The sequence below is a fragment of the Microcoleus sp. N3A4 genome (assembly GCF_036701805.1).
GTDB lineage: Bacteria > Cyanobacteriota > Cyanobacteriia > Cyanobacteriales > Microcoleaceae > Microcoleus.
The window spans coordinates 35688-55871 of record NZ_JAUBRJ010000051.1 but is presented as its reverse complement, the minus strand read 5'-3'; the positions used below and the strand labels follow the sequence as shown (position 1 = coordinate 55871).

The 20184-nt window shown below is 46.6% G+C and carries 15 protein-coding genes and 1 pseudogene; 3 read left to right on the top strand and 13 right to left on the bottom strand.

The window, feature by feature from the left end:
- Nucleotides 1-401: 401 nt before the first annotated feature.
- The 3 genes from QUA56_RS24940 to QUA56_RS24930 form a co-directional block, all read right to left on the bottom strand.
- Complete coding sequence (locus QUA56_RS24940; RefSeq protein WP_333363088.1) at nucleotides 402-713, bottom strand: hypothetical protein; 312 nt, start codon at nucleotides 711-713, stop codon at nucleotides 402-404.
- 102 nt (nucleotides 714-815) lie between these two features.
- On the bottom strand, nucleotides 816-2663 hold the full coding sequence (locus QUA56_RS24935; RefSeq protein ID WP_333363085.1) for a Calx-beta domain-containing protein: 1848 nt from the start codon (nucleotides 2661-2663) through the stop codon (nucleotides 816-818).
- An 861-nt stretch (nucleotides 2664-3524) separates the two neighbouring features.
- Nucleotides 3525-5615, bottom strand: coding sequence for a GAF domain-containing protein (locus QUA56_RS24930; RefSeq protein WP_333363082.1), 2091 nt, complete (start codon nucleotides 5613-5615; stop codon nucleotides 3525-3527).
- Nucleotides 5616-6337: 722 nt separating this feature from the next.
- Here QUA56_RS24930 and QUA56_RS24925 point away from each other — a divergent pair.
- Entirely contained in the window at nucleotides 6338-7249 is a 912-nt protein-coding gene (locus QUA56_RS24925) for a pantothenate kinase (protein WP_333363099.1), read from the top strand.
- A 145-nt stretch (nucleotides 7250-7394) separates the two neighbouring features.
- On the opposite strand, the gene QUA56_RS24920 is transcribed toward QUA56_RS24925, so the two are convergent.
- From QUA56_RS24920 to QUA56_RS24905, 4 genes and pseudogenes are all read right to left on the bottom strand, one after another.
- Nucleotides 7395-8201: an alpha/beta hydrolase gene (locus QUA56_RS24920; protein WP_333363079.1), complete on the bottom strand. Its 807-nt coding sequence runs from the start codon at nucleotides 8199-8201 to the stop codon at nucleotides 7395-7397.
- 156 nt (nucleotides 8202-8357) lie between these two features.
- Entirely contained in the window at nucleotides 8358-8813 is a 456-nt protein-coding gene (locus tag QUA56_RS24915; protein WP_333363076.1) for an NUDIX hydrolase, read from the bottom strand.
- Between the two features lie 62 nt (nucleotides 8814-8875).
- A pseudogene (locus tag QUA56_RS24910) lies at nucleotides 8876-9414 on the bottom strand (peroxiredoxin).
- Between the two features lie 33 nt (nucleotides 9415-9447).
- Nucleotides 9448-10662 carry a transposase gene (locus QUA56_RS24905; RefSeq protein WP_333363073.1) on the bottom strand — a complete coding sequence of 405 codons (1215 nt, stop codon included), beginning with the start codon at nucleotides 10660-10662 and terminating at the stop codon, nucleotides 9448-9450.
- 191 nt (nucleotides 10663-10853) lie between these two features.
- Between QUA56_RS24905 and QUA56_RS24900 the strand changes: the two genes are divergently transcribed.
- The gene (locus tag QUA56_RS24900) at nucleotides 10854-12257 is read left to right on the top strand and encodes an IS4 family transposase (protein WP_333363096.1); all 1404 of its coding nucleotides are present in this window, start codon (nucleotides 10854-10856) and stop codon (nucleotides 12255-12257) included.
- Nucleotides 12258-12587: 330 nt separating this feature from the next.
- Here the strand turns inward: QUA56_RS24900 and QUA56_RS24895 are convergent, their stop codons facing one another.
- Nucleotides 12588-12731 carry a hypothetical protein gene (locus QUA56_RS24895; protein WP_333363070.1) on the bottom strand — a complete coding sequence of 48 codons (144 nt, stop codon included), beginning with the start codon at nucleotides 12729-12731 and terminating at the stop codon, nucleotides 12588-12590.
- Between the two features lie 621 nt (nucleotides 12732-13352).
- Between QUA56_RS24895 and QUA56_RS24890 the strand changes: the two genes are divergently transcribed.
- Entirely contained in the window at nucleotides 13353-13544 is a 192-nt protein-coding gene (locus tag QUA56_RS24890) for a hypothetical protein (protein WP_190738786.1), read from the top strand.
- 112 nt (nucleotides 13545-13656) lie between these two features.
- Here QUA56_RS24890 and argH read toward each other — a convergent pair whose 3' ends face one another.
- From argH to nusB, 5 genes are all read right to left on the bottom strand, one after another.
- A complete protein-coding gene (gene argH / locus QUA56_RS24885) occupies nucleotides 13657-15042 on the bottom strand; it encodes an argininosuccinate lyase (RefSeq protein ID WP_333363067.1) in 1386 nt (461 codons plus the stop codon).
- Between the two features lie 288 nt (nucleotides 15043-15330).
- Nucleotides 15331-15570 (bottom strand): hypothetical protein, encoded by a 240-nt coding sequence (locus QUA56_RS24880; RefSeq protein WP_333363064.1) that lies wholly within the window; start codon nucleotides 15568-15570, stop codon nucleotides 15331-15333.
- On the bottom strand, nucleotides 15560-17050 hold the full coding sequence (locus QUA56_RS24875) for a PP2C family protein-serine/threonine phosphatase (protein WP_333363061.1): 1491 nt from the start codon (nucleotides 17048-17050) through the stop codon (nucleotides 15560-15562). The genes QUA56_RS24880 and QUA56_RS24875 overlap by 11 nt, the downstream gene beginning before the upstream one ends.
- Nucleotides 17051-17471: 421 nt before the next feature.
- A complete protein-coding gene (ftsY, locus tag QUA56_RS24870) occupies nucleotides 17472-19229 on the bottom strand; it encodes a signal recognition particle-docking protein FtsY (protein ID WP_333363058.1) in 1758 nt (585 codons plus the stop codon).
- A 107-nt stretch (nucleotides 19230-19336) separates the two neighbouring features.
- Nucleotides 19337-19969: a transcription antitermination factor NusB gene (gene nusB, locus QUA56_RS24865; protein ID WP_333363056.1), complete on the bottom strand. Its 633-nt coding sequence runs from the start codon at nucleotides 19967-19969 to the stop codon at nucleotides 19337-19339.
- Nucleotides 19970-20184: the final 215 nt, after the last annotated feature.

Below are 20184 nucleotides of genomic sequence, written 5' to 3'. Positions count from 1 at the left end.
CTTGATGCTCATTCATGGTTTTTTCCTCTTGGCTCCTAATTCGTTCATTGTAACTCAAAAAAGCCTGAAGTGATTACTGGGTAATCACTTCAGGGTTGAATTTTTAAAATTTATAACCATCAATTCTATTTAAAGACCTGCGGAATGTGGGTTTGAACAGTGTCAGCAAGCGTATCAACAAATTAAGGATTAAGTAGGTAAACGCAAAAAAACAATAATATCCAATCGATAATTCTAGGGGCAGGTTTTACCAAAAATTATTGCCAAAAACCGACAATCTCAAAAACCCCCACTCAATGGCAAATCGCAATCTAATTCTTTCCATATACAAGGGTTCAAGGTCGTACTCGAATAACGCGCTTAGCATCTAAGAGTACGACCTTGAAATGGTTCTATCAGACCTAATAAACCAATGGGTTGAAGCTGGCAAAACTAGCACCTACCCCAGCAATAGGATTCGGGTCAGTGCCGCCCACTAAGTCATTGTAATTAATCATGACGTTAGGGGTACTTATTCCGCTAGCGATCTCCCCATTGAAATAGTTGGTGATGAAATTGCTTATATCTACTGTTGCCGGCGCTGAACCACCAAGCAAGCTGGAATCTTGTAGCGGGATACCACCGATCGCACTAGCCGAACGAAAGTCAGTAATTGGATCGGCGACAATGCTTGCTGCATTTAAGCTAGCGAAGATTTTACCCGCGTACCTCACTTTCTTGAAAAAAGCTGTAGCGAGGAGCCAGACTGATAAAAAGCATTTAACTACTTGCGGGACATATTAGTAGAGCAAGGATTCCTCGCCCTACTAACAGCCTTAGATGAGAGTGATACTTGTTGCCGCTGTACTGCCGAAACTGTAGCCCGCAGTGGGGTTAGTAAGACCTAAGCGCACAGTCCCATTATTGGTACTAAATGGGTTGTCTTGAAGAGTAAAGGTTTGGCTGAGTTGGCCGTCGGCGAAGGACAACGTGCCGCCAGTGGAGCCGCCCGGGCTAAGCAGGTAGTCGTTACCAAATACAGGTGCAGGGCCGCTGCCTGGAGTACCCGCCAGAATAATATAATCAATTGATGCTGCACCTAAGCCGCTTGAGCGGGTAACTGTAACCGTTGTGCCGCCCCCCTGAGTGGCGATCGTGCCGTAATTAGACGCACTATACTGGAAGACATTGCCAGATGCACCGCCGCTACCGTCAAGAATGTCTAGTCTTGCTGTTGACGGAGTGCCGACGGGGCCGTTGTTGAGAAATAGGTTAACAGTCTCAGTCATTTCAGGCACAGTATCAGGATTGACAAAGATGCTGAACGTCTTGGAAGTTTCCCCAGGGCCAAAGTTGAGTACACCAGCACTAGAGGAATAATCAACCGCAGTTCCAGTTGATAGGGCGGTGCCGTCAAGAGTACTGTAGCTAATCGTTGCAGTCCCCGTATTAGAGCCGATGCGATTGACTGTCACCGTAGCAAAGCCAGATGATTCCTGAGTGCTGAAAGTAGCCGCACTAAAAACAAACTGGGTTGCTGTTGATGTTGGTGGAGTCGGAGTCGGTGTCGGAGTCGGCGCAACATTATTAATCGTCAAGATTGCCGGATTGCTGCCCACACTACCACCGCTGAGTACCAAGTTCACCGTTTCCGGCCCTTCAGCAATCGCATCAGTCAACGCTGGGACAGTAAAACTTGCGCTATTTTGCCCAGCCGCAAAGTTCAGCGAACCAGCCGCCACCGTGTAGTCAGGCGCAGTACCACTAGAAGTAGCCGAACCGTCAACAGTAGCGTAGTTAATCGATGCAGCCGCCGTACCACCTGTGCGAGTAACGTTAATCGTAGCCACGCCGCCTTCATTCACTGTGTAACTTCCTTGCTCGAACTGGAAGATACTTGCAGGTGTTGGCGTCGGCGTCGGCGTTGGCGTCGGCGTCGGCGTCACATCATTGCCTTGATATTGAATACTCCGCACTAGGTAGTCGGAACTATCGTTTTTGAAGGAGGTGCCGAGGTAGGCAGCGGTGGGGCTATCGTAGGCTTTGCCGGAGAACCGCAGTTCGTCAAAAGCGACGCTAGTGGAATTTGATTCTACCTTGAATTGGAAATTGCCATCGGTACGATCGGCAGTAAAAGTCACTCCATTTGAAGACACAGAGAGAGGTTTTGGAGTGGTCGGAGCGTTGAGGCGAGTGATGGTAAAATTGGTAGCCGGTACCAAAACCCCATTATTGAAGATTTGCAGCAAACCAACTTCATTGCCTTGATCGCCCGCTCCTGGAGCTGTTTTGACGCTCAATGAACTTAGGTCGATCGTGGCGCTAGTCACGTCTTTGTTATCTGCCCATTTCACCTTCAGCGCCTGAGATTGATTGGTGTTGGGGTCATAGTTGATTTCCGCCCGCACTTTATTGACATCGGTGAACCAACCATCATAAGCAGATGGGACACCAATACCAGCGACACCGCCGTAGCTCAACCAGCTTTTAGGGTTTTGGTTCGTTGCCAAAGTGAGGTTGCCGATCGCAGTAGGGGTAAGGTAGTCAGTTTCGGCGCCATCAGCAGCTATCCCAGACAGTTTGATACCTTGATTCTGGGAGGCGGTAGCCCATTTTGCAATCAGGTCATCGATGACGCTGTAATTAGTGGCTTGACCCAAAGAACCAGTAAATGAAGTAGCCATAGCTTCTCTTTTGATGATGAGTAATTAAGGATTAGAAGTGACTGAAAACCAGAGGTTGGGCTTTCTTTATAGAGATCGGTCACTGCCAGAAAAATTTCGTCTCGTCATTAAGTACGTGCAGGTAAATCAAGTAACAACGCTTATGCTGCCAAAATGCTTGCCCAATAAGCAGTTGAAGGCTTTATCGCTTCTGCGTGATTAAATGTTGAGTGTAATTATTACTTGCAGCTAGTTATACAGATGCTTATTTTTTACTTTCATCATCAATAACTTCGATCCGGAAAATTTTCCGATAATTTTTTCAGCCTTATAAAAAGCGGGTTTTCCACATCTGTAGAGGAGAGCTTAAATCCCACATTCCGCACCCCAACGGGCCGCGTACACTGCTTCAGCGGACAAAAGTGAATCAGGAGAGACAAAGCGTCAGTAAAAATACTGAATAATTTATATCTCTAAGCATAATCCAGTTGGGAATTCCTGAAAATTGAGGTTCGGGCGTAAGTTACAGCAGATTCCACATTTATGAAGTACACCCGCCTATCGTGAGCTTCCCCTCCTTTCGACACGGCACTGCCGTGTCCCTACACTTCACAAACCTGGAATACGCCGTAAATCTGATTCCATTAAAAATGCGATCGGTAAAAAACCAAGTTTATTGCCGATCCGTAATGTGATTGACGATCGCCCTCAAGATGTCAAATGGGTTCTATATGAGGAGTGAGTTGATTCATCAGACATCTCCAAAAATCCCCAAACCATTGACGTGAAACGTTTGTGGTTGTTTTACCACAGTGTCCAACAACCACAAGGCCTATCAGCAGCAATTTGATAAATAAGAAGCAGGAATTATCAACCTACCCTCTAATTTGTCAGCGGCAACTCTACAATAAACTCAGTTCCTCGGCCAACCTGACTGACGCAACGGATCTTGCCGCCGTGAGCTTGAACAATTACCTGATAGCACACTGAAAGTCCCAAACCAGTGCCTTTCCCCACAGGTTTAGTAGTAAAAAACGGGTCAAAAATCTTGTCTTGAATTTCCGCAGGAATGCCAGTTCCCGTGTCGCGGATAGAGATTGTTACCCAGTCTGGATCGCTTTGCCAACTGCGGATAGTTAATTCCCCCGGTTTGCTCGTTGACTGGAGCGCATCTAAAGCATTGTCAATTAAATTATAAAATACTTGGTTGATTTGACTGGCATGACATTTGACGGGTGGCAAACTGCCGTATTGTTTGTCGATTTTGATATGGGTTTTTAGCTTATTTTGCAGCATCAAGAAACTGCTTTCTAAACCTTCATTTAAATCTACAGGTTGTAATTCAGCGTGGTCTAAACGAGAAAAATTTCGCAGCGTCATCACGATCGAGCGAATCCTGCCGCTGCCTTCCCGCATCGACTTGAGCAAGTGGCCAAAGTCTTCTCGAATGTAATCGAGTTCTAGTTCTTCATTTATTTTGACAAGTGCTGCCGCTGCTTCCGGGCAGGCATTCCCGGTCAGTTCTAGAGCTTCGTTCAAGACTTTAAAATATTCTTGAGCGTGAAACAAGTTAGCGTGGATGAAATTGTTAGCGTTGTTAATTTCGTGAGCAATTCCCGCTACCATTTGCCCCAAACCGGACATTTTTTCGCTTTGAATCAATTGCTGCTGTGTCGATCGCAATTCTTCTAAGGCTGCTTGCAATTGCTGGGTTTGAGCTTGAGATTTGACCGCAGCTTCTCGGACTTTGCTGTAAAGTTCTGCTTGCTGAATGGCGATCGCCATTTGGTCGGCTAGCTGGGACAGCAACTCCATTTCTTGCTGCTGCCAGTTGCGGGTATCCCGGCACTCGTGAGCAATCAGCAAACCCCACAGTTTACCGGGAAATTTAGGATTATAGCTTCCGGCTGTGTCGGGGTAATTTTCTTCTGTTCGCGCGGTAACGATCGGCACGATCAAATTAGCTTTTACCTGCAAACTTTCTAAGAAATTAACGTGGCAAGGCTCTAAACCGGCATGAAAAATATCATTAATTGCTTTGACTCGCCCTTGCTGGTAAAGATCGGCGTAATCTCCCCGGAAACACTTATCCGCCCCCATATCTCCTAAAATTGAAGGCCAAGGAACCGTCATGTTTTCAACAACAACTTTTCCCTGCCAGTTGTCTTGAAACTGGTACATAATTACTCGATCGCACTGCAACAGTTGGCGGACTTCCCTCACCGCTGTTTCCAGGATAGTTCCCAGATCCAGGGTACTGCGAATTTGGTTGCCGATCAGCCGCAGCAGCGATTCTCGTTCGGCTTGGCGGCGCGTTTTGCTGTAGAGTTTGGCTTGATTGATCGCGATCGCCAATTGCGATGCTACCCCTTCTAAAAGCTGCCGTTCGCAATCAGTCCATTCCCGTTCGCGATCGCACTGATGCAAGCCAATTATGCCATTCACTTCACCTTGATAGCGAGTAGCTACTGCCAGCATGGACTTAATCTCCAAAGCTTCGGCAATCTTTCGAGTTTGTTCGTTCAATCCCGGAAAATCCAGAAACTTCGTCACTGCTAGCGACTCTTGCTGAGACACGACAGCAGCCAAATGCGGGTTGTCAGTTATCGGTACTTTCATGCCCAGTTGGATCGGATAGTCCCCCGCGTTGTACTCTCCCCGCGTGACTAAAGTTTTTTCTGTATTTGATTCTTTAACTAAAATGCTCGCGCGGCTGGACTGTAGCGCTTGCCCCAGCAATCGGCAGGCCGATGTCAAAATTTCTTCTATGTCAAGTGTACTGCGAATTTCGTTATTAATTTGGTTCAGCAAGTTTGATAACTGAACTTGCTGCTGCATCTGCACTATTAGGGCTTTTTGTTGGTCTACTTCCGGCAGCGAAAGACTTTCTTCCTGCCTCTTCTTTTCAGGTGCAGGCAAGCGCGAAGTTAATCTCGGCGGGGGGTTTTCGTGTTCTTGTATTTTTAAAGACATACTTACTCAGCCGTTGTACAGTATTTTGATTGAGCCCGGTTTTTTAAACCTGTGCTTACCCCGCCAAGAGCCCGATCGCAGCTACCAGGACTTTTGGAATATCTTAAGACATTATAAAGGATGCAGCCTGAGCATAGCAATTATTTGCTTTACAAATATTTATCAATATAAAGTATGCGCTCTGCAGCCTACAATACTAATTGGCGCGCCCCATTTAACTTGGTCAATCGATTTTAGATTTTAGATTTTAGATTTTAGATTAAAGAATTGAAGCATTGACCCAGCCCAAAAACGGATACCGTGCCACGTACTTAAGTCGTGGAAAGATCAAAATTTTAGACCAAGGTTCAAGCTCCCAGATTGCATCTGTGGGGTAAATCTAAAATCTAAAATCTAAAATCGACTGACCCCACGGATAAATTCGGGGGGCAAGTTTCATCGGATGCACGTTTTTTATTTCTGGACGGATGAATCCGGGGGCTTGTATCCTGGATGCTTTCGGTCAGATATTAAATAGAGTTAACCGCGCGGTTAAGCGAATAAAATTAATCTAACAATAGTCCGGACAGTTTTCAATCACTAACGGCAGAATGCGGGTTTCAGCCTTCTCAGTGAGGTCAAATGCTAACGGTAGAATGAGGGTTTCAGCCTCGGTCTCAAAAACTGTCCGGAGTATTGATCTAACATCTATCTTTAGTTGAATGTTTGCGCGTTCGATCATCATGGAAAAATCAATTGCTGACAATTTTAGCCCGCAAGATTGCACCGACAACCTTACCTCTGAATTGACAGGTAAAGGTCAGATTAAAATAGCTTTGGCGATCGGGAATTCGCGCCTGCACTGGGGATTATTTGCAGGCAAAACTCTGGAGAAAACATGGGATACAGAGCATCTCAAAGCTGATGCTGTTTCCCGGCTCTCCGAAGCCCAAAAGGTCGAATATTTGGTACAAACAGTAAGGAGGTCGATCGAGGAAATATCTTCTCAAAATCTCCTTTGTCTTCCTGCTACTCCCGCTTTTTCTAGTCCTCACACACTTTCTTTAGTTCCTCTGCCTCTACTTTTAGCGTCAGTTGTTCCCCAACAAACAGCTATTTGGCAGAGTTATCCTGATGTCCGAATTATTACTTTAGACCAGTTGCCGATCGGGGGACTCTATCCTACCCTGGGAATTGACAGAGCTTTGGCTTTACTCGGTGCTGGCAACCAATTTGGTTGGCCAGTTTTACTTATAGATGCTGGTACAGCTTTAACATTTACTGGGGCTGATGTCAATAGGTATTTAGTTGGGGGCGCCATCTTACCGGGTTTGGGTTTGCAGTTATCATCGCTGGGCAAAAAAACCGCTGCATTACCCTCGATCGGCTTACCAGAAAATCTGCCGCACCGCTGGGCTACCGATACTGCTGGGGCAATTCAAAGCGGAGTTGTGTATGCGGCGGTGGCAGGAGTTAGGGATTTTATTGAAGATTGGCGGTGTTTGTTTCCTAATAGCAAAATTGCACTCGCGGGGGGCGATCGAACTTTGCTATTGCAATATCTCGCCTCAGCTTTTCCCGATACGGCTTCTGCAGTAATTGACGCACCCGAAGCCATTTTTTGGGGAATTAGCCAGTTGACGGTTGACGGTTGACTGTTGACTGTTGACTGTTGACTGTTGACGGTTGACTGTTGACGGTTGACGGTTGACTGTTGACTGTTGACTGTTGACGGTTGACTGTTGTCATTTTATCAATGACCAATGACCAATGACCAATGACCAATGACCAATGACCAATTCACCTAGCAAACTCGCTAATATACTTAGCAACAAGTTCCGGGACTTCCTGCGGCAAATTGCTTTCCCCCGGAGTGACTAATTGCAGTTCGGCATTAGGAGCCAGAGCAGCATAGGATTGACACAGAGATGAAGCTGCGGGGGTATCTTCAGAACCGTGTAACAGCAAAACAGGCGCTTTCAGCAAAGGCAAATTCTCATCAACTAATTCCGCTGTAATTTCAGCCTGCCGCCGCCGGAACAGCAACTGCACGGCAACTGGGGACTGCATCAACTGCTGTCTGAACTTTAACAGCCTGTCAATCTTGTTGTGGCGGCCCAGCAACTTAGCAATTGGATAGATCGATCGCAGCCACCAGAAAGGCAGCGGTGGTTGGCAGATCAGCCAGTTAGCAGACTGCCACCGCCCCCGCCGGTTGCCAACCTTGACTCCTTCTGGGGCCAGCAACACCAAACCCTGAACTCGATCGGGATATTTGATAGCGTAGCTGGCGGCTACCCAGCCGCCCAGAGAGTGAGCGATTAAATAAACCTGTCCCAGCTTCAAAGTATCGAGGTATTGGGCGAGACATTCTACTTCCAAGTCGATCGAATAATGAATTTTCGGGCGTTCCGAGTCGCCAAACCCCAGCAAATCCAGTGCGAAGCATTGGTAGTAGGGGCTCAAATGTTCGATCGTCCTCAGCCACTGACTGCTGTCCTGCCAAGATCCGTGCAAAAATACTAAATTAGGGCCTTGACCGACTTCGTGCCAGAAGATTTGCCCTACAGAGAGTTTGACCCGAGAATTGCGTAGCGATGAGTACATCCGGTTAAATATTCAGTAATAAAAAGATGATTAATTTAATGTTCAGAGTTTGTGAATTAAAGTAGGAAAACATTAAAAATTAATTCCACTCATCACACGCAACTTTTGACGGCGAGGTAATTTCCGACTTTTCTCAAATTTGGATGCCCCGCAGGTTTACGCCAAAGTTGTCAGGCCTTGAAAATAGTCCTGTAAGTGTTGGTCGTTATCGTGGCTGAGCTGGCCCTCCGGCAGCGCTGCGGGCAAAAAAGCCTCAACCTCACTGACTTCAAGCGTATCCTGAACTTGCATCTTTCCATCTACCTCTGCTGCCACCACGATACAAATCGAGTGCAGGCGAGGGTCTCGATCGGCAGCCGAATAAACACCCACCAAGCGGCGGATTTTGACTAAATCGAGTCCTGTTTCCTCTGCTAATTCCCGGCGCACTGTCGTCGGAATATCCTCTCCCCAATCCACCATACCTCCGGGCAGTCCCCAGCGACCGTTGTCGCGGCGGCGAATTAACACAATTCGCCCGTCAGGCAATACGGGAATCACCGCAGTACCAGTGACGGGATGTCGAAAAATCAGTCCGAGCACAGTTTGTCCAATTTGCCACAATCGACGCATAAACTCAAAAGCTTGTTTAGAGGAAAGTAATTTCAGGTTTCTTAGCTGGCAGGTCAAAAGTCTTAATTTTTAATTTTTAATTCAGGCGAGAGGTCTGGCAAGTCTGCTAATATCTCGGCTGCGTGAGTTTCTGCTTTGACTTTCCGATAAACCTTTTCAATCCTACCATCAGGGTCGATCGCGAAGGTCGATCGAGTGATTCCCATAAATTCTTTTCCCATAAACTTTTTGAGTCCGTAACAGCCGTAGGCGGTAGCGACTTCGGCATTTGAGTCGCACAGCAAGGGAAAAGGCAGTTGATATTTAGCTGCAAACCTGGCGTGGGATTGGGGCCCGTCTGTGCTGACGCCTAGGACTGCAATATTGCGCGACTCGCAGTCTGAGCGAACATCGCGAAAGCCGCAAGCTTCTTTAGTACAGCCTGGGGTAAGCTGTTGAGCATTTAAATTTTTTGCCTGAAAGCCAGGGTGCAAGGAGTCTAGGCTTCAAAAATCCCAATTTAAATGCGTATCAGCTTATTGTCCCGAGGATAAAAGTAAAGTACAACTCGTCGCCCTCGAAAATCTGCAAGGCTGACGACATTGCCTTGCGCGTCGGGCAGGCTGAAGACAGGAGCTACTTGACATACCCCTGCCTAAAGGCGAGGGGATTCTTGATTCGCAGGGATTCCAATGAATTTACCCTCGGCAAGCATCTTGACCGTATGCCCTACGGCTGCAAGTCCTCTAATTAGAACTACTTGAGCGGCTGCAATATCTCTGTCCGTTGTATAGCCACAGTTCGAGCATGAATGAGTACGCTCATCAAGCTGTTTTTTTCCTGTCTCTGCTAGACAATTGGGGCAAACTTGACTCGTTTTATGGGCGCTTACCTTTTGAAAGTACACGCCATATTTCAAACAAGTTTGCTCTAGGATTGTGAAGAACTGACCCCAGCTTGCGTCTAAGCAGTGTTTCCCTAGCATCGCCCTAGACAGCCCAATCAGGTTCAGATCCTCAACGAAAATCATTCCCACATCTTGGCAGATTTGATGAGATAATTTACGATGCCAATCTTTCCGACTGTTAGCAACGTATTCATGCAGTTTGGCGACTTTCTTTTGAGCTTTACGCCAATTATTAGAACCTAGTTTTTTACTACAGACACGTTGTTGCAGCAATTTAAGCTTGCGTTCTGCGTCTTTAAAAAATCTTTGGCGCTTGACTAAAAGACCGTTAGAAGTTGCTAGAAAATTAGTTAGTCCCACATCAATTCCGATACCTTCACCGTGGGGCATTAGATTGGGTACTGAAACGTCCCATTGTAGGGTTAACATCACGTACCAACCGCTAACCCTACGGACTATCCTTGCTTGCTTAATCGTTGCACCATCAGGGATAGTCCGTGATTGATGGAACTTAACCAAACCAATTTTAGGGAGCTTCACCCCTTGATTTTGGACTGGGTTAACCCCCAATTGTGGGAACACAAACGATCGCATTGTTCCTGCTTTCTTAAAGCGGGGGAAACCGTGTTTTTGTTCCCACATACTCACAAACGCTTTTTCAAGCCTTTTGAGTGTTTGCTGTAGGACGTGTACTTGGACGGCAGCCAAAGTGGGTATGTTTGCCCTAGCCGTAGTTAAACTTTTGCACTGGCTTGCATAAGTTGGTCGTTTTGTTTCGGCCCGAATGATGAACTCTGATCGGATAGAGCAAGCGTTAATTCGACAACTACGAGACTCAAACCAATGTTTACGCTCTGCCAATGCGTAGTTGTATACGCGACGGCATTGTTCTAGCCAATCTTCAAAGATTGCTATTTGTCCTGCCGTTGGTTTGAGTTTGAATTCGTAGACTAAATGAAACATTTGCTCTATCCTCCTACCTGATTATACCACAACCATGAGCGAACGTAAGAACGCTTTTTCAAGAAGTCTAATTAAAGCCGTCCTAAAAGGACCTATGCTTTATAAACATCTTTCTTAACAAGAAAGTTGACAAAAATCAACATCTGTGCAGTTAAACGATCGGGCGAGCGCCCAGTAATGAGGTTAAAATGATCGATGGATGGGTAAGACAAGAATTAGAAAAAACTCAATTGGGAGATGTAAGAAGAACCAATAGATTTATGAAAATTGTCTCTAATCTGAGTGATAAACCAACATCCAGTGTACCGCAAGCTAGTGGAACATGGGCAGAAACTAAGGCTACTTACGATTTCTGGGATTCACCATATATCAAACCAGCTCAGCTTAGGAAAGGACACGTAGATGCGACAGTAGAAAGAATTAAAAATCATCAAATTATCTTGGCAATACAAGATACAACAGAATTAAATTATACCACTCATAAAGCAGTTAAAGGAGTCGGATACCTTGATAGTAAATATGCTCATGGATTGAAAGTACATTCAACTTTAGCAGCAACAACAGAGGGGCTACCATTAGGCATTATCGACCAATATGTCTGGGCAAGAGAGCCAAAATATTTAGGTAAAGCGGATCTACGTTCTCAAAAATCAACTGAAGAAAAAGAGAGTCAAAGATGGCTTGATGCTTTAAAAAATACGCTATCCATTATACCTGATTCACAACAAGTAGTCACAATTGCCGATGGCGTTCCGCCCCGCAAGCTACGAGAAGCTGACTTTTATGACTTGTTTGCCTGTGCAAATCGTGAGGGAGCAGATTTTTTGATTCGAGCTACTCAAAACAGATGTTTAGAGTCCTCGTCCAACCATCTTAAAGAAGAGGTGGAATTGGTCGAACCGCAAGTCACAATGACTGTTGAATTGAAGCGCAACCCGACTCGCTCATCACGCAGGGCAACTTTAACTATTAGGTATAAAACCTTAACTATTCAACCCCCTCAAAATCGTCCTAAACAAGAGAAATTAAGTCCGATTAAACTGCAAGTTATTTTAGTTAGAGAATCCGAGCCACCTTCTGAGTCCGAAGCAATTGAATGGTGGCTAGTGACAAATTTACCTATTACTTGTATTGAGGATGTGACTACTTATGTGAGATGGTATGGTTATCGTTGGTTGATTGAGCGTTACCATTATGTATTAAAAAGTGGTTGTGGAATTGAGAAGCTACAATTGGAAACAGCAAAAAGGTTAGAAATGGCTTTAGCTACTTATTCCATAGTAGCTTGGCGCTTACTTTATATTACTCATATAGCGAGGCTCGCGGATGATGTCAGTTGTGAAATCATGTTAGAACCTCCCGAATGGCAGGCTCTTTATGCAACAATTCATCACAAAAGTTATCCTCATTCTTACCCGCCAACTTTAGGGGAAGCGGTTGGTTGGATTGCTAAATTGGGAGGTTTTTTAGGAAGAAAACATGATGGTTTTCCGGGAGTTAAGACTCTGTGGCGTGGATTGAGAAGATTGGATGATATTATGATAGGGTGGCTGTTATTTAATCAACTAAAAACAATTGAGAATTGGTATTTTTAGAGGGGTAAAATAGCTGTGATGATGAATTATGTTGATGTCATAAGTGATAATTTTTGGTTCCCGCCACTAATGGTAGAAAAATATTTTATTCTGTTTGTCCAAAATGTGCGATCGGGAAAAACCCGATCGCCCTTGAGCAAACTCATTGACAGATGGAGACATCAATGAATATTCTTTGCAGAAAAATTCATATTCGATCGGGATCTATCGCCCCAAGAGCTCCTACACAAGTAGTTACTTTTGTCAACTTTCTTGTTAAGAAAGATGTTTATAAAGCATAGCTAAAAGGACGGGGCTTGCACCCAAATTTTCGGTCACCGGGATTGATAGTCAATTGTCGTATTTTGTCAAGAGCTTATAGAAATATTCTGGGAGATTGACAACATTGCGTCCCGATCGCGCCCGGATTCGCAGCGAGTTGAATCCCGGTGTTCTTTTTTCTGGGTCTTGTACCGGGTGTGCTATGATCGTCATCGGTCTAAAATTGAGTATAACTAGACAACGTAAAAACTTAACTGGATTAGTTGAGTGCGTAGTCACACCTAACGGTGTTGCGGTTTAGCTAGGCAGACAGGAATCCCCACACTATACCGATCGAAGGTTAGTGTGGGATGAAAGGCGCGTGAGACTCCTGATTCCACCCGTTCATAATCTCATAAGCATAGCTTTGAGCCGTGAACGGGTGGACAGCGAGACGAACCAATTCCTTTTTATAATATCAGTGGGGCTGGACGTGTTCCTCACTTTAAAACGCTGTAGAGGGAAACGATTGGAGTACCTTGAAGGAAGTTCTCGATATCCTTAACAGGACTCAGAAGCCTAAACCATATCGCTTGCGATTGTTGTGGGAGCGTCACGAAAGCTAAATTTGAACAAAACCTAGCTACAGAAAGAGAACCGATCGAGTACGGTAAGAAATACCGGAATTTACGCTTGGGGAGAAGACACCTATATTTTGGCTGGAGAAATCCAGTCGCCAGTAAGTGACTTCGCCCAAGCAAGAATCTCAGTCACCAAGAGTGCACAGAGTGTCAAACTTAAGAATCCCTGGGCGTGAAAGTCCGGGGACTGTCAATGTTTATTAGTGAGGTCAGAATGGCTAAGCGCCGCAATCTCAAGAAAGAGAAGGCACAACGAAATCAAGCATACGCTCGCAAGTTTCGCAAGCGGAGAAATCAAGATATGTTCTCCAACAAGAGAAGGCGATTTGACGGCGGCAACGGCGGTGGCATGGGCGCCATGAGCGGTGGCGGCAGGGACAAAGACATGGCTGCTGCTGAAGATTAATTGAGTCAGGCTATCTGCCGAACTTAGAACCCGAGTGGAAAACACGATCGTTCTAAGGAGAGATAGCCAGCCTGAATTTGTCAAATAATTCAATGATATTTAGGCGAGATGTTTAGGCGATCCGATCGCGCGCAGCGATAAGTGATTTTCTCACTTGTTCAAACCCGGTACCCCCGTAACTATTGCGAGCCGCCACCACTTGCTGAGGTGCGATCGCGCTGTAAATGTCTGTATCAAAGGCTGGGTGCAAGTCCTTCCACTCCTCAAGTGTCAAATCTTTGAGGAGTTTGCCCCCCGAGAGGCAAGTTTTGACGACTTTGCCCACGAGGTTGTAAGCTTCCCGGAAGGGAACGCCTTTAGCAGCCAAGTAGTCTGCTACGTCTGTAGCGTTAGAAAAGTCTTCTGTAACGGCAGCGGCGAGGCGATCGCTGTTAAACGCGATTCCTTCCCGCAGCAAAATCGTCATTGCTTCCAAGCAACCTTGTACCGTTCTCACGGTATCAAACAAAGCTTCTTTATCTTCTTGCAAATCTTTGTTGTAGGCCAAAGGAAGTCCCTTCACTACTACGAGCAAGGCTTGCAAGTTACCGAACACCCGTCCCGCTTTGCCCCGCACCAACTCCGGCACGTCGGGATTTTTTTTCTGGGGCATGATGCTAGAACCCGTAGCGCAGCTATCTTTGAGCGTAATAAATCCAAATTCGTGAGAAGACCACAAAATCATTTCTTCTGACAAGCGGCTCAGGTGTACCATAATCAAGCTGGCAGCAGCGAGAAATTCGATCGCAAAATCTCGATCGCTCACTCCATCTAAGCTATTAGCATAAACTTTGTCAAATTGCAAGAGTTCTGCCGTATAATGTCGGTCGATCGGGAAAGTCGTCCCCGCCAGCGCGCCACAACCCAAAGGCGAAACATTCACCCGCTTGCAGATATCGCCGAGACGTTCCCAATCGCGATCGGTCATTTCAAAATAAGCTAACAGGTAATGAGCCAAACTGATCGGCTGAGCGCGCTGCAAGTGGGTGTAACCGGGAATTAAAGTTTCCACGTGACGATCGGCAATATCGAGCAAAACCCCTTGAAATTCCCGCAATTGCTCGCGAATTTCTGCGATGCGATCGCGCAAATACAAGCGAGTATCAGTGCCGGCTTGGTCGTTGCGCGATCGGGCCGTGTGCAGCTTTTTGCCCGCATCCCCTACAATATCCGTCAGCCGCTTCTCTACAGCGAAGTGAACGTCTTCTGCATCAACTCCCGGAACAAAAAGTCCTTGGCGGTATTCGCTGCGGATCTGTTCCAAACCATTGACTAACTGTTCGCCTTCTGCTGCGGAAATAATCCCCGTTTTTGCCAGCATTTTAGCGTGAGCGACAGAACCAGTCAAGTCGTACTCAATCAATTCAATATCGAAGCCAATACTAGCATTGAATCGGGCGATCGCCGGGTGCAGCGCCGATTCAAATCTTTGACTCCAAGTTTTTTGTTGTGTTGTCATTGCTCAAGCTAAAACTAGATTGTATCTCTCTTGCAGAAGTCTATAAAAACCGATTTGTAGCAAAGACTTTAGTCCTTCCTCCGGTTTGCAGTCAGGACTTTAGTCCTCCCTCCCAAATCAGGCAATAAAAAACTCAAGTCCTGACTGCAAACTTTTTATACATCTGTTGGCCCGAAAAAACTGAAGTCTGGACTACAAAATTGTAAAACTTTTGCTGCATCAGAAACAAGTGAAGTGTTGGCTGCAAACTTTTTAAATCCGTTCCCGAGTTCTTATTGGACAATAACTCTAAGGAATAATCCCTTTTATGAACCAGCCAATAAAAATACCTATAAAAAAAGCTGCTATTTGACCGCTCGAAACAAAATGGTTCCAAGATTTCTGGAAATTCGTAAAAATGTCGTAGCTTTGAGCCAAAACCACCGTCGAACTCAAATGAGATTTCAAAACTAACAAGTGAGAGACATCGTTCCAATTAATATAGCTGGTCAATCCAGCAGTAATTTCCGGCATTAAATTAACTATCATGGTGATTTTCTCCTGCTAAAGCTGTTACCCTAAGTACAACCAGTGTCATGTCATCTTCGTTGCGATTGCCGATGCCGATAAACTGGTGAACCCGATCGAACAAATAATCCAAAATTTCTTCAGACTGCTGATAATTTTGACAGGCCCACTGAAAAGCCGAGGTCAAGTTATCCTCATCAAAGCGATCGCCCCTTTGATTAGCAGCATCCGTAAATCCGTCTGTGTAATAAATAATAGTATCTCCTGGCTGCAATTGCACTTGCGCTTCTTGGTAGTGCGAATCAGCATCCAGGCCAATTAACATTCCCTCCAAAGTATCGAGTTGAACAATCGAATTAGTTGCAGCTTGCCACAGCAAAGGCGGATGGTGAGCAGCATTGCTGTAAGACAAAACGCGAGTTTTCGGGTCGTACTCCGAATAAAACAGAGTCACAAAACGGTGGGAATTTTCCAAATCCGCGTGCATTACCCGGTTTAAATGTTGCAAAATTCTCGAAGGCGAGTGGCGGTTCAAAACCTCCGCCCGCAGCATACCCCGTGTCATCGTCATCAGCAGGCCAGCCGGTACTCCTTTGCCCATCACGTCGCCGATCACGATGCTCCAGCGGCCCTTGTCGATTTTGGACTTGAGATTTTTAATCAGGGATGGGGGGTGTTCCCCCTCATTCTCTTTGCCGATCGGGTCATAGTCAGCGGGAATAAAATCATAATAATCTCCGCCGACTCTGTTAGCAGTTTGGCAGCGGGCGGCCACGTCAAGACCGGGAATTTTCGGACAACTGCGGGGTTGCAGCCGCAATTGAATTTCCGCGCCGATTTCTAACTCTCTGTCTAAGCGTTCTTTTTCAGCCAACTTAACAGTAAGTTCGTCTTTGCAAATCGCCACGGCGGTTTGATCCGCCACCAAACGAACTAATTTCTGTCTGCCGGGAGTCCACACATATTGCGGGTCACTGCTAAAAACATAAAGCCGTCCGCGTTCCAAATTGTTGACTAAAATTGGCGCCCCAAACAAATGAACGTCCGGGCCCAAATAACGGCCCACTTGCAAGTCGAGACTAGAGGTTTGCCCAGAGGTCTCGGAAAAAGATTCAGCAGCACCACCGTTAGCACCTGCAGTAGCTTGCCTGGTGGCTATTTCCAGCGCTTTTCGCATATCTTGGCACTGCCGTCCTTCGTGACAGTGCAACTGCTGGAACCTGACTTGACCGTTGGGTTTGAACAACACCAAAGCTCCGCCGTCGGCGTCGGTAACGCGAGTCGCCACCAAAGGCACCAACTCCAAAAATTGGTTGAGATTGTTAAAACTGCGGAGGGCAAATCCCAGCGAACTCAACATATCTTGAACGTTGTGCTGGTATCGGTGCAAGCGCGCCACCAGTTCTTTGAGGGCAAATACTGGCGTCGCGTCGGTCGAATTGCGACCGGGAGGGCGGTCAGCAGGTTGAGGTGAGGGGCGAGGCAAAGGCACAGCAGTCATTCGATTTTAGATTTTAGATTTTGGATTTTGGATTGACCCCACGGATAAATTCGGGGGCTTGAGGATTTGAGATTTTATATTTTGGATTGATTCCACGGATAAATCACGTGGCGGGTACCACCTTTGAAATTCTTGGTCATTTTAGATTTGTAATTTTCGATCTTAGAAGGAAGAGGATTGATTGAGGACTTATATCAATTCCGGTTGCACCGAAGCGTGATTGTTGACTGTTGACTGTTTGAACAATACCGATGCAACTGGAAACGATATTACACACCAGCGAGCAGAAACCCCGTTTTTTTCTCTTTAGTAGTTTGGTGCGATGCTAGTTTGAGGTTAAGGATTTGAGACTTTGAAGCTCTGTATCCGCCTCCCAAAATCGAGACGGCTACAGATAGCTCATCAATCTAAAATCTAAAATCTAAAATCTAAAATCGAGTAGGGCTTCCACAAATTCGTAACTAGAAAACGGGCGCAAGTCTTCGATACTTTCCCCGACTCCAATAAAGCGGATTGGCAGACCGAGCTGCTGCACAACTGCTAGGGCAACACCACCTTTAGCAGAACCGTCGAGTTTTGTCAATACTACTCCGCTTAATTTTGCAGATTCTGCGAATACTTCTGCCTGTCGCAAACCATTTTGACCCAGTGTTGCATCCAAGACCAGTAGAGATTCTACGGTAGCGCCTGGGGCTTTCTTATCTACAATGCGACGGATTTTACTTAATTCGTCCATCAGATTTTTTTTGTTTTGCAGGCGGCCTGCGGTGTCTACGATCAGCAGTTCAGTGCCTCGGGCGCCCGAGGCGGCGATCGCATCAAACACGACAGCAGCCGGATCGGTATTTTTCCCGGGATTGGAAATAATTTCGACGCCGCTGCGGGAGCCCCAAACTTTCACTTGTTCGACGGCGGCGGCGCGGAAAGTGTCGGCGGCAGCAATTAGGGTTTTGTAGCCGGATTTTTGGGCAATGTGGGCAAGTTTGCCGATCGTCGTAGTTTTGCCCGCACCGTTAACTCCTACGATCAACCAGATGTTGAAGGTGTCTTTTTCCGGGGCAAATGTCAGGCTGTAGGCGGGATTGCCAACGGCGGTTTCGGCACAAGGAGCGTCGAGAATGTCGCGCAGGATGGTTTTGAGGTAGGCTAGAGCCTGTTCTGGCGGCAGCACTTCTTGTGTGAGTCTTTCTTGGAGGCGAGTGATAATGATGTCGGTGGCTGCGACTCCGACATCGGCTTGCAGCAGCAAAGTCTCTATTTCGGCTACCGCGTCTTGATTGAGCGGGCCTTGACCGACGATCGCCTTTAGTCGATTAATTAAACTGCGGCGCGTTCTTTCTAAGCCTTTCCGCAGTTTTTGCAGCCAAGTGATTTCTTCAACGGATACTTGGTCTGGCCTGCGGCCTTGACTGGCTAAGATTTCTGATGACCACAGGAAGCCTTCGTCAAAGGCGAAACCGGGAATTTCTTCGATAATTGCGGCTCTCTCGGCGGCTGCTGCAATTACGTCTGGTTCTTCAATTGCAGTTTCTTTGAGGCGTTCGATGCGCTCCATGCGATCGGCCTGAGCTCTGGCCCAAAACGGCAGGGCTTCGGCTGCTTCGCCCTCAGATGCGAGTGATTCGGTTTCTACAACCTCCGTTGCAGGTTCGGCAATTTCTATATTTTCTGCTGTAACTTCTAATTGTTGAGCAATAGGTGCAATGTCGATCGCCCCGGCTGTTGGTTGCTGAGTTTCTCCAATTTCTGCTGAGTTGGCTGCATCGAGTTCTCTCGCCTCGGTTGCTTCAACAGCAGCAGGTGCTGCAACTTCTGGAACTTCTGCAACAGTTGGTGCTGTGGGTGCTGGTTCAAGTTCGATCGGCTGCGTTGCTTCAACAGTCGCCGCTTCTGCAACTTCTGCAACTGTCGCGATTTCTGTTTCGGCTGCGGGAACCTCGGGCGCTGCTGTCTCAGAAACTTCTGTTTCGGGTTTTTGCTGTTTTTGAATATTTTTGTAAGCAGCTTTTGCCCAATTGAGATAATCTTCGGCTACAGCAGGAGAGCTTTCATCTGTTGCATCTGTTTGAGGCTCAACCGGTGAAGATTTTGCCGGCTCATCTTGCGGCTGTTCGGGGGGTATCTCTTTTTCAGAAGATTCGCTTTCGCTGTACTGGCGACGAAACCAATTAAATACCATAGTTCATGGGGAATAGAGAATAGTTATTAGTCATTAGTCCTCAGTCCCTAGTGTAGAGCGGATTGCGGATTGCCAATCACTAATGACTGCTGACTGCTGACTGCTGACTACTGACTAACAACTTCTGCGTTGATTTTATCGACTACTCGGCGGAGGACTCCGTTGATGAAGCGATGTCCTTCGTCGCCGCTGTAGCGTTTTGCGAGTTGGACGGCTTCGCTGACGCTGACTTGTTCGGGTAGGCCGAGATATAGGATTTCGGCGATCGCGATTCTCATGATATCTCGATCGATCCGGGGCAACCGTTCTATTTGCCAGTCTACCAGCGCTTCCGAGAGCAATTCGTCAATTTGAGGGCGGTTGGCGCTGACTTTCGTCAGGATTTGCAAAGCATAGGTGCGGACATCTTGCTGGTTGGCTAGCTGGATCAGTTCTGGAAACTCCATTGCTGAACCGAGACGGTTGATGGCGGTTTGGGTGAGTTCGACTGCTTCCCGCACCATTGTTCTAGCACTTTGTATATCGGCAGCGCGGATTTCGCTGGCAAGCAGTTTGTCGCTACTCCGCTGCACTTCGGATGCTGCTGCTTCTAGGGCTTCTTGAACTTCTGTTGTCAGGGCGCGGATGGCGGCGAGAAGAACATCTTGCAGTTTCTTGGCTTCTAAAAGTTCTGGATTCGCCGGCAGTTGGCTGATGCCGAGGAGTGCGAGTTCGCGTGCTGTTTCGCGGGCTTTTTTCATAGTTTTTAGATAGGAATTGGGAATTTAGGAATTTCTGAATTGTTGAGATTGCTAGGCGCCCTTGGAGAGCATAGACTTGGACTTTAGCAGAAAAACTCGTAAAAAACCCGCCCTCAGTCACGATTGTTTCTGGGCAGGTTTTGGGCGAGAATCCCAATTTAGTAAAAAGCGTTTTTTACGCAGTGCGAGCGTCTCGCTCGCGAGCCCTGTCGCGA

Coding starts and splice junctions, on each gene's coding strand:
- QUA56_RS24935 (WP_333363085.1), bottom strand. CDS start 2,663: ATGGCTACTTCATTTACTGGTTCTTTGGGTCAAGCCACTAATTACAGC.
- QUA56_RS24930 (WP_333363082.1), bottom strand. CDS start 5,615: ATGTCTTTAAAAATACAAGAACACGAAAACCCCCCGCCGAGATTAACT.
- QUA56_RS24925 (WP_333363099.1), top strand. CDS start 6,338: ATGGAAAAATCAATTGCTGACAATTTTAGCCCGCAAGATTGCACCGAC.
- QUA56_RS24920 (WP_333363079.1), bottom strand. CDS start 8,201: ATGTACTCATCGCTACGCAATTCTCGGGTCAAACTCTCTGTAGGGCAA.
- QUA56_RS24915 (WP_333363076.1), bottom strand. CDS start 8,813: ATGCGTCGATTGTGGCAAATTGGACAAACTGTGCTCGGACTGATTTTT.
- QUA56_RS24905 (WP_333363073.1), bottom strand. CDS start 10,662: ATGTTTCATTTAGTCTACGAATTCAAACTCAAACCAACGGCAGGACAA.
- QUA56_RS24895 (WP_333363070.1), bottom strand. CDS start 12,731: ATGACGATCATAGCACACCCGGTACAAGACCCAGAAAAAAGAACACCG.
- QUA56_RS24890 (WP_190738786.1), top strand. CDS start 13,353: ATGGCTAAGCGCCGCAATCTCAAGAAAGAGAAGGCACAACGAAATCAA.
- argH (WP_333363067.1), bottom strand. CDS start 15,042: ATGACAACACAACAAAAAACTTGGAGTCAAAGATTTGAATCGGCGCTG.
- QUA56_RS24880 (WP_333363064.1), bottom strand. CDS start 15,570: ATGATAGTTAATTTAATGCCGGAAATTACTGCTGGATTGACCAGCTAT.
- QUA56_RS24875 (WP_333363061.1), bottom strand. CDS start 17,050: ATGACTGCTGTGCCTTTGCCTCGCCCCTCACCTCAACCTGCTGACCGC.
- ftsY (WP_333363058.1), bottom strand. CDS start 19,229: ATGGTATTTAATTGGTTTCGTCGCCAGTACAGCGAAAGCGAATCTTCT.
- nusB (WP_333363056.1), bottom strand. CDS start 19,969: ATGAAAAAAGCCCGCGAAACAGCACGCGAACTCGCACTCCTCGGCATC.